Genomic DNA, 11,924 nt, shown 5'->3' on the forward strand with positions numbered 1-11,924 from the left:
CTGTCCGGCGGACAGGACCTAGCGGCGGCGTCCCCGCTTCTTGAAGAGCAGGCGCGGTACGGCGGCCGGGATCGGTTGCCGGGTGGTCGCCGGGGACGGGATCGGCGCGGCGGCCAGCGAGCCGTCCGGCAGCGGGAGTGTGCCCGCCCGGGGCTCCAGGCGCAGCACCCGGCACTCGCGGGCCCAGCGGGCCGGCATCTCCTCGCCGTCGGGCGCGTTCAGGCGCTTGCCCTTGAGCTCGGCGACCGTCGCCTCCCACGCGGGGGAGCCGGGCGCGAGTTCGACCACCTTCGCGGTCCACGCGACCAGCCGCCCGCCCTTGTCCTTGCTGCGGACGACGACGACCGCGTCGCCCCCGTCGACGAGCCCGGGCAACGGCTGCTCACCGGGCCCGTCGCCGACCAGACAGGCCCCGCCGTCGTGCCACACGTGCCACAGGGCCCGGGTGGGCGCCTCGGCGCCCGGCGCCTCGTGCGCCGGCACGCCGCCGCTCCGTACCCAGATCAGCCCGGACTTCTTCGTGGCCTCCTCGACGAGGGCCCGGTCGAGCAGCTGTTCCGTCATGGGCCCAGCCTATCCAGGGGCGCGCGGCGGCCGCCCGGTGCGCTCAGAGCCAGCCGTTGCGCTTGAGGATCCGGTGGATCGACAGACACATCCCGACCGTGGCGCCCAGCACCAGCGGGTAGCCGAACTTCCAGTGCAGCTCCGGCATGTAGTCGAAGTTCATGCCGTACACGCCACAGACCATCGTCGGTACGGCGATGATCGCGGCCCAGGAAGTGATCTTGCGCATGTCCTCGTTCTGCGTCACGGACGCCTGCGCGAGGTTGGCCTGGAGGATGGAGTTGAGCAGTTCGTCGAAGCCGAGGACCTGTTCCTGGACGCGGGCGAGGTGGTCGGCGACGTCGCGGAAGTACTTCTGGATGTCCGGGTCGATCAGCCGCATCGGGCGCTCGCTCAGCAGCTGCATGGGGCGCAGCAGCGGGGAGACGGCCCGCTTGAACTCCAGTACTTCGCGCTTGAGTTGGTAGATGCGGCCGGCGTCCGTGCCGCGCGGGGTGCCCTTGCGGCCCGGCGAGAAGACCTCGGTCTCCACCTCGTCGATGTCGTCCTGCACGGCGTCCGCGACCGCGATGTACCCGTCGACGACGTGGTCGGCGATGGCGTGCAGCACGGCGGAGGGACCCTTGGCGAGCAGCTCGGGGTCGTCCTGCAGCCGGTGCCGCAGCGCCCGCAGCGAGCCCTGCCCGCCGTGCCGGACGGTGATGAAGAAGTCCCGCCCGGTGAAGCACATGACCTCGCCGGTCTCCACGATCTCGCTGGTGGCGGTGAGTTCGTCGTGCTCGACGTAGTGGATGGTCTTGAAGACGGTGAACAGGGAGTCGTCGTAGCGCTCCAGCTTGGGCCGCTGGTGGGCCTGGACGGCGTCCTCGACGGCCAGCGGGTGCAGCCCGAACTCGCCCGCGATACCGGCGAATTCGGCCTCCGTGGGCTCGTGCAGGCCGATCCACACGAAGCCGCCGTCGCGGTGCACCAGCCGCATCGCCTCCTGGGGCGTCAGCGGCTCGGGGGTCTGGACGCGGGCACCGTCGCGGTAGACGGCGCAGTCGACCACGGCGGAGTTGGTCCCGGGGGCGCGGGTGTGGTCGTACGAGCCACTGTCCTTGCGCAGCGAGGGACGAGGGCGGACTGCGGCACGCAGGTCACGGATCATCGACATGACGGGCTCCTTCGCAACGGAGGCGACCGACGACGGTTGGAACTACCCGGAATGGGGACGTCCTGACTGCGGATGTTTGGCACGTCCACAAAGCGGGGAGCACCGCACCGTCGCGGTGGCAGCTTCGCTACTGATTCAGATCAGACAGATCGGATGGATCAGACGGAAACGAAGCGCTCTTCCGTGGTGCACCGGGACAACGCTGACACGTATGCACACGTTTGCAGGAGGAAGCAGCCGACAGAGCTACGGGAGCCGGGGAGCGGCTGGAACCAGCTACAGAACTTCAGCGACCGGAAGAGCGGGTGGTACTGCCAGGTCGACTTCGGTCCATTGCAGCCCCACCTCCTCCGGTCGGTCCCCCGTGAGGGACGATCCATCCCCCCGTGGGGGAGCTGGCTCCCCCACGGGGGGAAGACAGTCAGTCTCAGTGCGTCGGAGCTTGAGAGCGACGCTTCTGCGTGCTGTCCCGACCAGCGGCCAAGACTATCAGCGCACTGAAGCGTCAAGCCGCCGCTTTGCCCGTTACTGACGAGTTCTATGCTCGGCTCATGGCTGATGTTCTTCCTTTGGTCGAGGCCCGGTTGCGCTCCGCGCTGGGCGAACCCGACGCCCGGGCCGCGGTCACCTTCCTCGGCACCGACCGCATCGAAGTGCTGCGCTTCACAGAGGGTGACGTCGTCCGCTACGCCACGCTCGGTATGTCCGCCCAGCCGATGGCGGACCCCACGGCGGTTCTCGCCGACCCGGTGAAGGGTCCGCGCGCGGAGCTGGTCCTGTCCGTCCGCCCCGGCGTCGCCGACACCGACAAGGTGCTCCGCCCGCTCGCCGTGCTCGCCGCGTCCCCGCAGGTCGAGGGGCTGATCGTGGCCCCCGGTGCCTCGCTCGACGTGGGCGGGGCGCTGTGGCCCGGCGCACCGTTCACCTCGGTCCTGGTCGCGGAGTCCGGTGGCCTGGTCGAGGACCTGGAGCTGGACGCGCCCGCCGATCCCGTACGGTTCCTGCCGCTGCTCCCGATGACGCCGAACGAGGCCGCGTGGAAGCGCGTGCACGGCGCCGGGGCCCTTCAGGAACGCTGGCTGAACGGCGGAACGGACCTGCGTGATCCCTCGCGCAAGTCCGTTCCGCTGGATTGAGCACTTCTCGCCCGTCTTTTCCCGCCGACCTGAGACCAGGTCGGTTTCCTGGCTGAAAACAGTCAGTTGGCGAACACGGTCACGCTGTCCTCGGTGGCGTGCTTCGGCTGGAGCTCCTCGGCCTCGTGGGAGAGCGCGTTCCGTCGTACGTAGACCACGACCGCGCCGATCACGGCGGTGATCGCGGCGACCACGAACGGGATGTGGATGTTGCTCCACTCCTCGATCTTCGGCGCGAAGTAGGGCGCGGCCGCGGCGGCGAACCACCGGACGAAGTTGTAGCCGGCGCTCGCCACCGGGCGGGGCGCGTCCGACACGCCGAGCGCCAGCTCGGTGTAGACGGTGTTGTTCACGCCGATGAAGGCGCCCGACAGGATCGTGCAGACCACGGCCGCGGTGTGGTTGCCGTACCCGAGTACGAGCACGTCGGCGGCGAGCAGGACCAGGGAGCCGCCCAGCACCTTGAGCGAGCCGAACCGTGCCTGCATCCGCGGCGCCACGATCACCGAGAAGACGGCGAGCAGCAGGCCCCAGCAGAAGAACACGGCGCCCGACTTGTAGGGGGTCATGTTCAGCACGAACGGGGTGAAGGCCAGCACGGTGAAGAACGTGTAGTTGTAGAAGAACGCCGACACGGCCGCCGAGGCGAGGCCGCCGTGGCCGAGTGCCTTGATCGGGTCGAGCAGTGAGGTCTTCTTCGCGGGCCTCGGCTGCTCCTTCAGGAACGCCGTGATGCACAGGAAGCCGACCGCCATCAGGAACGCGGTGCCGAAGAAGGGGTAGCGCCAACTGGCGTTGCCGAGCAGGGCGCCGAGCAGCGGCCCGCACGCCATGCCGAGGCCGAGCGCGGACTCGTAGAGCAGGATCGCCGCGGCGCTGCCGCCCGCCGCCGCGCCGACGATGACGGCGAGGGCGGTGGAGACGAACAGTGCGTTGCCCAGGCCCCAGCCGGCCCGGAAGCCGACGAGTTCGCCGACCGAGCCGGACGTGCCCGCGAGCCCCGCGAAGACCACGACGAGCGCGAGGCCGAGCAGCAGGGTCTTCTTGCCGCCGATGCGGCTGGAGACGAAGCCGGTCACCAGCATCGCGACCGCGGTGATCAGGAAGTACGAGGTGAAGAGCAGTGAGACCTGGCTCGGGGTGGCGTCCAGGCCCTTGGCGATGGAGGGCAGGATCGGGTCGACGAGCCCGATGCCCATGAAGGCGACGACGGACGCGCCGGCGGTCGCCCAGACGGCCTTCGGCTGCCGCAGGATGCTGCCCGCACCGGCGTCGAACGTGTCCCCCTCGGCGGGACCTCCCATGTTGTTGATCATGCTCGCTCCTCGACTGCGTAGGGAGAGATCGGTGGCCGTGGATCGATGGCTAGATCGTTGGCATATACACATAATAAGTTAGAAGGGCTAATTAATGCAAGCCGCATCTAGTTCCATCGGGTGACCGGCGCGCTCCGGACGGGTGATCGTCCTTGACGCGGCGAAAGACGGGGAGGACCGTTGGGCCCTATGAGGGGCGAACCCAGTTGCCCGAAGTGTGGTGGCCGGGTCAGGGCTCCCGGCCTCTTTGCCGACTCCTGGCAGTGCGATGTGCACGGGACCGTGTATCCGCTGCAGCCCGTGATCCCGCCCAGCGTCGAGGCCCTCGGTGTAGTGGTGCACCGTGCCCGGGTGCCGGTGTGGATGCCGTGGCCGCTGCCGGTCGGCTGGCTGTTCACCGGCGCGGCATTCGCCGGTGACGATCGCAGCGGAGGGCGCGCGACGGCCGTGGCCTGCTCGGGCCCCGGACCGCTCGGCGGTGTCGGGGAGCTGATCCTCGTCGCCGAGGAGCTCGGCGTCGGCCTCGGCGCGCGGTACGCGGGCATCGACGGACCCGACCCGGGGCCGTACATGAACGTCGAGAAACCACCCCAGGCGAAGGTCCTCGCGGCCGGTCGCCCGACCCCGCTCTGGCATGTGGCCGGCAGCCCCGACGACCGTGCCGTCTTCGCGGGCGAGGCGCTGGGGCTGTGGGTGTGGGCGGTGGTGTGGCCCGAGCAGACGGGGCTGCTGATGTACGACGAACTGGTGCTGACGGATCTGCGGGATGCGGGGGCGGAGGTGGACCTGTTGCCGTGCGGGGCGTTGTCGCCGCGGATCCTGGAGCCGTAGCGCTCCGCTGTGGTGCGGGGGTGCCTTGGACGGGTGGATGCGTGCGGGTTGTCGTCGGCTGAGCGCGCAGTTCCCCGCGCCCCTGGCGGGGCGCTGGAACCATGGCGCGCTCACAGGGCGGGCGTAGGGGGCGCTCGGCGGGTGCGGGTGTGACGGCGGTGCTCCGGAATCCCGTTATCCTTGAGCGGTCCCGCCCATCCCGTCACCGCTTGGAGTCCGCGTCGTGCGCATCGATCTGCACACCCACTCCACCGCGTCCGACGGTACGGACACCCCCGCCGAGCTGGTGCGCAACGCCGGCGCTGCCGGTCTCGACGTCGTCGCGCTGACCGATCACGACACCAGCCGCGGATACGCTGAGGCGCTGGCCGCGCTGCCCGAGGGGCTCACCCTGGTCACGGGCGCCGAGCTCTCCTGCCGCCTCGACGGCGTCAGCATGCACATGCTGGCCTACCTCTTCGACCCCGAGGAGCCCGGGCTGCTCGCCGAACGCGAGCTGGTGCGCGACGACCGCGTGCCGCGCGCCCGGGCCATGGTCGCCAAGCTCCAGGAGCTCGGTGTGCCGGTCACCTGGGAGCAGGTCGCGCGCATCGCGGGCGACGGATCCGTCGGGCGGCCGCACGTCGCCTCCGCCCTGGTCGAGCTGGGGGTCGTGGACAGCGTCTCCGACGCCTTCACGCAGGACTGGCTGGCCGACGGCGGGCGGGCCTACGTGCCCAAGCACGAGACCGACCCCTTCGAGGCGATCCGCCTCGTCAAGGCCGCGGGCGGCGTGACCGTCTTCGCGCACCCGGCCGCCGCCAAGCGCGGCCGGACCGTGCCGGAGTCCGCGATCGCCGACCTGGCCGCCGCCGGCCTCGACGGCATCGAGGTGGACCACATGGACCACGAGCCGGCCACCCGCGCCCGGCTGCGCGGCCTCGCCGCCGACCTGGGACTGCTCGCCACCGGGTCCAGCGACTACCACGGCAGCCGCAAGACCTGTGTGCTCGGGGAGTTCACCACCGACCCCGAGGTGTACGGCGAGATCACCCGGCGGGCGACCGGGGCGTTCCCCGTGCCGGGCACCGGCGGAGCCTGACGCCCGCCTTCACTCCCCAGGTTCCTCGAAGCGCCCGACCAGGCGCCCGGCAAAGCGCCCGACGCAGGCCGTCGTGTGCCTCCGTTCCGCCCGGCGGAACACCTTTCCCCAGCGGTAGCGGCTGATCTCGCCGCGCCGATCTCCCCACCTTCGCAAGGCCTCACACACTCATGTTCGACGTCGCCGTCTTCGGCTCCCTCTTCCTCACCCTCTTCGTCATCATGGATCCCCCCGGGATCACCCCGATCTTCCTCGCGCTCACCGCGGGACGCCCCGCCAAGGTGCAGAAGCGGATGGCCCTCCAGGCCGTCTGCGTGGCGGGCGGAGTGATCGCCGTCTTCGGCCTCCTCGGTCACCAGATCCTCGACTACCTGCATGTGTCCGTGCCCGCGCTGATGATCGCGGGCGGACTGCTGCTCCTGCTGATCGCCCTCGACCTGCTGACCGGCAAGACCGACGAGCCCAAGCAGACCAAGGACGTCAACGTCGCCCTCGTACCGCTCGGCATGCCGCTGCTCGCGGGCCCCGGCGCGATCGTGTCGGTGATCCTCGCGGTCCAGAAGGCCGACACCGTCGGCACGCAGGTGTCCGTGTGGGCCGCGATCCTCGCCATCCACGTCGTCCTGTGGCTGGTCATGCGCTACTCGCTGCTGATCATCCGCGTCATCAAGGACGGCGGTGTCGTGCTGGTGACCCGGCTCGCGGGCATGATGCTGTCCGCGATCGCCGTGCAGCAGATCATCAACGGGATCACCCAGGTGATCCGGGCGAGCTGACCGTGAGCCGGTGAGAACGCGCAAAGCCCCGTACGGCATCGTGCCGTACGGGGCTTTGAAATCTGAAGGCGTCCGCCCGGAGGTGAACTGCTCCGTGACTGCTTCGAACTGCTCTGAACTGTTATGAAGCGGACGATTCGGCCGGGCGGATCCACAGTCGCTGCCCGATGGCGGCGGCCTGCTGAACGATCCGGTTGACGGAGGCGGCGTCTACAACGGTGGTGTCCACGGGCGTGCCGTCGACATCGTCGAGTCGCATGATTTCGAAGCGCATGGGCTTCTCCCTTCGTCTGGTCATCCTCCTGAGGAGAACTACTGGCGTGTGGTGCGCGAGACGTCGGTGCTCCCGCTTCCGTTCGTAGTCAACGGGATGCGTGTTACAAACATTCCCTACGCTAAGGAAATTTTTCGAGAACCTAATTACCGTCCGGTAAGAAGTCTGAAGGAGACTGAACGGGACCAGTTGTGTTCGCAGCGTGACCGCCGGGACAATGGAGGTGATGAACGACGACCACGCGGCGCTCGGCGCCCGCATCGACCGCACGAACGAGCTGCTCCAGCGCATGCTCGCCGAGGTGGCGAAGACGCCCTCGACCCATGCGATCTTCGTCGACGCCGGATACCTGTACGCGGCCGCGGGGCGGCTCGTCGCCGGGACCGAGGACCGCCGCGCCTTCGACCTCGACGCCGAAGGCCTCATCGAGGCGCTCATCGACAAGGCCCGCACCATCTTCGCCGACAGCAGGCTGCTGCGCGTCTACTGGTACGACGGCGCGCGCCGTCGGATCCACACCGCGGAACAGCAGTCGATCGCCGAACTCCCGGACGTGAAGGTCCGGTTGGGCAACCTCAACGCCAACAACCAGCAAAAGGGCGTCGATTCCCTCATCCGCTCCGACCTGGAGTCCCTCGCCCGGCACCGCGCCATCAGCGACGCCGCGCTGCTCGGCGGCGACGAGGACCTGGTGTCGGCGGTCGAGGCGGCGCAGGGGTACGGGGCGCGGGTCCACCTCTGGGGCATCGAGGCGCCCGAGGGCCGCAACCAGGCCGAGCCGCTGCTGTGGGAGGTCGACAGCCAGCGCACGTTCGACCTCGAATTCTTCAAGCCGTACGTGTCCCGGCGCACCTCCGCGACCTACGACCCGACGGCGGCGAGCCGGCCCACCCGCGAGGACGTGCGGTTCGTGGGCGCCCAGATCGCCGCGAAATGGCTGGCCGCGCGGGGGCGCGAGGCGCTGGTGGAGCTGCTGCCCGGCCACCCCTACCTGCCCGGCTCGGTCGACCAGGATCTGCTGGTCGAGGCCGAGGGGCTGCTGCAGTACTCCCTGCGGGGCCAGGCGGACCTGCGCCGCGCGCTGCGGGACGGCTTCTGGGAGCACTTGCAGGCGCAGTACTAGCTCCTACCGGCCCGCCCCCGGTTACTGGTCCGTGTCGTCCCAGAACTCGGCGAGGGCGAGGGCCGTCTGCTCGGGCTGGTCCGTGTTCGGGGAGTGCTCGGCTCCTCGTACGACCGTGCGCCGGGCCTTGAGGCGTACGGCCATGTCGTCCAGGAGCGGCACCGGCCAGGTGTCGTCGAACGCGCCGGACAGCACATGCTTGGGCAGGCGTACGGCGGCCAATTCGGCGACGCGGTCGGGCTCCGTGCACAGCTGACGGCCCGTCGCGATCAGCTGGGCCGGTCGGGTGCGCAGCCAGCGGCGCCGCAGGTCCTCGCGGTCGTCCAGCCCACCGTCGAGATCGCCGGTGTCGGTCTCCTCCGGCGGTTCCATCGCCTGGATGGCGTCCCACACCTGGGCCATGTCCATCACGGCGAGGGCGTCCCGGAGCAGTTTGACGCGCTGCTGCTGGGAGGTGGAGATCTGGGCGGGGCCCGAGGCCATGAGGGTGAGTGAGGCGAAGGGGGCCGGGTCGAGGAGGACGGCGGCGCGGGCGACCAGTCCGCCGAGGGAGTGGCCGACGAGGTGCACGGGGGTGCCGACTGCTGCCGCCTGCGCGAGCACGTCCTTCGCCAACTCGGCCTGTGCGTAGGCCGATTCGTCGTGCTCGGGACCGTCGCTCTCGTACTGCCCGCGGCCGTCCACGGCGACGGTACGGTACCCGCGCGCCGCGAGCGGCTCGTGCAGCGCGATGAAGTCTTCCTTGCTGCCGGTGAAACCCGGCAGCAGCAGCACGGTTCCCTTGAGCTGCGCCTGCGGCGCGGCGTCGAGCGCGGCGAACTCGCCGCGGGTGGTGCGGAGACGGTAGGCACGGACACCGGCGGGCGGCGCGAAGGAGGGGGGCCTGCTCATGCCCCGAGGTTATCGGGCGGGGCTGCGCCCCGGATCCCCGCATGCCCGTAGTTGTCCGGCTGCGGGTGGGAGGGGGCTGATCGCGCAGTTCCCCGCGCCCCTAAGAGCCCCAGCTCGTCCGGTGTGTGAGGACGAGGCCGTCAGGCAACAAACCCACCCGGGGGGTGGGAGAACGCCGATGGCCCGGCCCCACCGCACGTGGGACCGGGCCATCGGGTTGAGGATCAGCTCTCCGCGGGCTCCGCGGCAGCCGCCGCCTTGCGCGTACGCCGACGGGGCGTTGCCGCCTCCGGCGCCGCGTCCGCGGCGACCGCGGGCTCCACGACCTTGCGCGTACGCCGACGCGGCTTGGCCTCCGGCTCGTCAACGGCGGCCGACTGGGCGGGAATCGCCGCCTCGACGGTCTCCGCGACGGCCTTGCGGGTGCGGCGACGGACGGGCTTGGCCGCCACCGCCTCGGCGCTGTCCACGGCCGCTTCGGCGGGCGCCTCGGCCGTGGCCTTGGCCCGCGTACGCCGCGGCTTGGTGGCGGGGACCTCCGGCGCGGCCTCGACCGCGTCCACCACGGCCACCGCCGCCTTGCGCGTACGCCGCGGCTTGGCGGCCGGCGCCTCGGCGACACTCTCCGCCGTGTCGACCGCGACCTCCGCGACCTCCGCGACCTCCGCGGCCTTGCGGGTACGGCGCCGCGGCTTGGCCTCCGGGGCTTCGACGACGGCGGCGGCGGTCTGCGCCGGAATCTCGGCCTCGACGGTCGCGACGGTGTCGACGGTCTCTGCGACGGCCTTGCGGGTGCGGCGACGGACGGGCTTGGCCGCCACCGCCTCGGCGCTGTCCACGGCCGCTTCGGCGGGCGCCTCGGCCGTGGCCTTGGCCCGCGTACGCCGCGGCTTGGTGGCGGGGACCTCCGGCGCGGCCTCGACCACGCCCTCGGCCGCGTCGACGACGGCCTCGGCGGCCTTGCGGGTACGGCGATGAACCGGCTTGGCCGGAGCCTCCGCGACGGCCTCGGCGACGGCTTCCACGGCGGGCGCGGATTCCGCGACCACGGCGACGGTCTCGACCGGGGCGGGAGCGGCCTCCGCCGTCTTGCGGGTCCGACGGCGACGCGGCTTCGCGACCGCGTCCTCCGGTGTGGCCTCGATCGCGCCCTCGGCCGTGGCGACCGCGGTCTCCGCGGCCTGCGGGGCCTCGCTCACCGGCGGCTCGGAGACCGTGGCGGCAGCCGCCACCGTCTCCGCCGTACCCCCGACGCGCGTACGGCGACGGCGGCGCGGGGTGCGGGGCTCGGTGGCCTCCGCGGCGGCGGGCTCGGTGGTTGCCTCCGGAGTCGGCGTCGTGGACGTCTCCTCCAGCGTGGCGCCGTTGCGCGTACGGCGACGGCGGCGGGGCGTGCGCGCCGGGCGCTCACGCTCGCGCTCCACGGGCGCCGGCGCCGACGAACGGCCACCGCGGCCGCGCGGACCGCCACGCCCGCCGGTCTCGCCGAGGTCCTCGACCTCTTCGGCCGCGAGGCCGGCGCGAGTGCGCTCGGAACGCGGCAGGACACCCTTGGTGCCGGCCGGGATGCTCAGTTCCTCGAAGAGGTGCGGGGACGTGGAGTACGTCTCCGGCGGGTTCCCGAAGCCGAGGTCCAGCGCCTTGTTGATGAGCTGCCAGCGCGGGATGTCGTCCCAGTCGACGAGGGTGATCGCGATGCCCTTGGCGCCCGCGCGGCCCGTACGGCCGATGCGGTGCAGGTACGTCTTCTCGTCCTCGGGGGACTGGTAGTTGATGACGTGGGTGACACCCTCGACGTCGATGCCGCGGGCGGCGACGTCGGTGCAGACGAGGACGTCGACCTTGCCGTTGCGGAACGCGCGCAGTGCCTGCTCGCGGGCGCCCTGGCCGAGGTCGCCGTGGACCGCGCCGGAGGCGAAGCCGCGCTGCTGGAGCTGGTCGGCGAGGTCCGCCGCCGTCCGCTTGGTGCGGCAGAACACCATCGCGAGCCCGCGGCCGTCGGCCTGCAGTATGCGCGCGACCAGCTCGGGCTTGTCCATGTTGTGCGCGCGGTAGATGAACTGCGCGGTGTTGCGGACCGTCGCGCCCTCGTCGTCCGGCGCCGTGGCGCGGATGTGCGTGGGCTGCGACATGTAGCGACGCGCGAGACCGATGACCGCACCCGGCATGGTCGCCGAGAACAGCATGGTCTGACGGCGGGCCGGCAGCATGTTCATGATCTTCTCGACGTCGGGCAGGAAGCCCAGGTCGAGCATCTCGTCGGCCTCGTCGAGGACGAGCGCCTTGATGTGCTTGAGGTTGAGCTTCTTCTGGCCCGCGAGGTCCAGCAGTCGGCCCGGGGTGCCGACGATGACGTCGACGCCCTTCTTGAGGGCCTCGACCTGCGGCTCGTACGCCCGGCCGCCGTAGATGGCGAGAACGCGTACGTTGCGGACCTTGCCGGCGGTCAGCAGGTCGTTGGTCACCTGGGTGCACAGCTCGCGCGTCGGGACGACGACGAGGGCCTGCGGGGCGTCGGTGAGCTGTTCGGGCTGGGCCCGGCCCGCCTCGACGTCCGCGGGGACGGTGACACGCTCGAGGAGCGGGAGGCCGAAGCCCAGCGTCTTGCCGGTGCCGGTCTTGGCCTGGCCGATGACGTCGGAGCCCGAAAGGGCTACGGGGAGCGTCATCTCCTGGATGGGGAAGGGGGTGATGATGCCGACGGCTTCAAGGGCTTCGGCCGTCTCGGGAAGGATTCCGAGCTCTCGGAAAGTCGTAGTCAGGGTGCTGCCTCTTC

The 11,924-nt window shown here is 71.0% G+C and carries 11 protein-coding genes; 5 read left to right on the forward strand and 6 right to left on the reverse strand.

The annotated features are described in order from the left end of the window. Window positions 1-18: 18 nt before the first annotated feature. Both ACFZDJ_RS15760 and ACFZDJ_RS15765 read right to left on the reverse strand, forming a co-directional pair. Window positions 19-564, reverse strand: a complete 546-nt coding sequence (locus ACFZDJ_RS15760; protein WP_390932324.1) for a hypothetical protein — start codon at window positions 562-564, stop codon at window positions 19-21. 43 nt (window positions 565-607) lie between these two features. After that, complete coding sequence (locus ACFZDJ_RS15765; protein ID WP_054228210.1) at window positions 608-1,720, reverse strand: magnesium and cobalt transport protein CorA; 1,113 nt, start codon at window positions 1,718-1,720, stop codon at window positions 608-610. Window positions 1,721-2,271: 551 nt separating this feature from the next. Here ACFZDJ_RS15765 and ACFZDJ_RS15770 point away from each other — a divergent pair. Next, window positions 2,272-2,856, forward strand: coding sequence for a suppressor of fused domain protein (locus ACFZDJ_RS15770; protein WP_391059506.1), 585 nt, complete (start codon window positions 2,272-2,274; stop codon window positions 2,854-2,856). Window positions 2,857-2,918: 62 nt separating this feature from the next. Here the strand turns inward: ACFZDJ_RS15770 and ACFZDJ_RS15775 are convergent, their stop codons facing one another. Continuing rightward, a complete protein-coding gene (locus ACFZDJ_RS15775; RefSeq protein WP_391059509.1) occupies window positions 2,919-4,172 on the reverse strand; it encodes an MFS transporter in 1,254 nt (417 codons plus the stop codon). Between the two features lie 189 nt (window positions 4,173-4,361). Between ACFZDJ_RS15775 and ACFZDJ_RS15780 the strand changes: the two genes are divergently transcribed. From ACFZDJ_RS15780 to ACFZDJ_RS15790, 3 genes are all read left to right on the forward strand, one after another. Continuing rightward, window positions 4,362-5,003 (forward strand): DUF6758 family protein, encoded by a 642-nt coding sequence (locus ACFZDJ_RS15780; RefSeq protein WP_101400516.1) that lies wholly within the window; start codon window positions 4,362-4,364, stop codon window positions 5,001-5,003. A 223-nt stretch (window positions 5,004-5,226) separates the two neighbouring features. Continuing rightward, window positions 5,227-6,084 (forward strand): PHP domain-containing protein, encoded by an 858-nt coding sequence (locus tag ACFZDJ_RS15785; RefSeq protein ID WP_384911592.1) that lies wholly within the window; start codon window positions 5,227-5,229, stop codon window positions 6,082-6,084. A 170-nt stretch (window positions 6,085-6,254) separates the two neighbouring features. Next, window positions 6,255-6,860, forward strand: a complete 606-nt coding sequence (locus ACFZDJ_RS15790) for a MarC family protein (protein ID WP_384911589.1) — start codon at window positions 6,255-6,257, stop codon at window positions 6,858-6,860. Between the two features lie 121 nt (window positions 6,861-6,981). On the opposite strand, the gene ACFZDJ_RS15795 is transcribed toward ACFZDJ_RS15790, so the two are convergent. Further along, a complete protein-coding gene (locus ACFZDJ_RS15795) occupies window positions 6,982-7,134 on the reverse strand; it encodes a hypothetical protein (RefSeq protein ID WP_095852725.1) in 153 nt (50 codons plus the stop codon). Between the two features lie 217 nt (window positions 7,135-7,351). Between ACFZDJ_RS15795 and ACFZDJ_RS15800 the strand changes: the two genes are divergently transcribed. Further along, entirely contained in the window at window positions 7,352-8,257 is a 906-nt protein-coding gene (locus tag ACFZDJ_RS15800; RefSeq protein ID WP_384911712.1) for an NYN domain-containing protein, read from the forward strand. A 21-nt stretch (window positions 8,258-8,278) separates the two neighbouring features. On the opposite strand, the gene ACFZDJ_RS15805 is transcribed toward ACFZDJ_RS15800, so the two are convergent. Beyond that, complete coding sequence (locus ACFZDJ_RS15805; RefSeq protein ID WP_391059512.1) at window positions 8,279-9,148, reverse strand: alpha/beta fold hydrolase; 870 nt, start codon at window positions 9,146-9,148, stop codon at window positions 8,279-8,281. Window positions 9,149-9,372: 224 nt separating this feature from the next. After that, window positions 9,373-11,817 carry a DEAD/DEAH box helicase gene (locus tag ACFZDJ_RS15810; protein ID WP_391059515.1) on the reverse strand — a complete coding sequence of 815 codons (2,445 nt, stop codon included), beginning with the start codon at window positions 11,815-11,817 and terminating at the stop codon, window positions 9,373-9,375. Window positions 11,818-11,924 lie beyond the last annotated feature (107 nt).

The sequence above is a fragment of the Streptomyces sp. NPDC007896 genome (assembly GCF_042959425.1).
Lineage (GTDB): Bacteria > Actinomycetota > Actinomycetes > Streptomycetales > Streptomycetaceae > Streptomyces.

Excerpts from the sequence above, each read along its gene's own strand:
- ACFZDJ_RS15780 (WP_101400516.1), top strand. The coding sequence starts at position 4,362 with ATGAGGGGCGAACCCAGTTGCCCGAAGTGTGGTGGCCGGGTCAGGGCT.
- ACFZDJ_RS15795 (WP_095852725.1), bottom strand. The coding sequence starts at position 7,134 with ATGCGCTTCGAAATCATGCGACTCGACGATGTCGACGGCACGCCCGTG.
- ACFZDJ_RS15805 (WP_391059512.1), bottom strand. The coding sequence starts at position 9,148 with ATGAGCAGGCCCCCCTCCTTCGCGCCGCCCGCCGGTGTCCGTGCCTAC.
- ACFZDJ_RS15770 (WP_391059506.1), top strand. The coding sequence starts at position 2,272 with ATGGCTGATGTTCTTCCTTTGGTCGAGGCCCGGTTGCGCTCCGCGCTG.
- ACFZDJ_RS15810 (WP_391059515.1), bottom strand. The coding sequence starts at position 11,817 with ATGACGCTCCCCGTAGCCCTTTCGGGCTCCGACGTCATCGGCCAGGCC.
- ACFZDJ_RS15775 (WP_391059509.1), bottom strand. The coding sequence starts at position 4,172 with ATGATCAACAACATGGGAGGTCCCGCCGAGGGGGACACGTTCGACGCC.
- ACFZDJ_RS15800 (WP_384911712.1), top strand. The coding sequence starts at position 7,352 with ATGGAGGTGATGAACGACGACCACGCGGCGCTCGGCGCCCGCATCGAC.
- ACFZDJ_RS15790 (WP_384911589.1), top strand. The coding sequence starts at position 6,255 with ATGTTCGACGTCGCCGTCTTCGGCTCCCTCTTCCTCACCCTCTTCGTC.
- ACFZDJ_RS15760 (WP_390932324.1), bottom strand. The coding sequence starts at position 564 with ATGACGGAACAGCTGCTCGACCGGGCCCTCGTCGAGGAGGCCACGAAG.
- ACFZDJ_RS15765 (WP_054228210.1), bottom strand. The coding sequence starts at position 1,720 with ATGTCGATGATCCGTGACCTGCGTGCCGCAGTCCGCCCTCGTCCCTCG.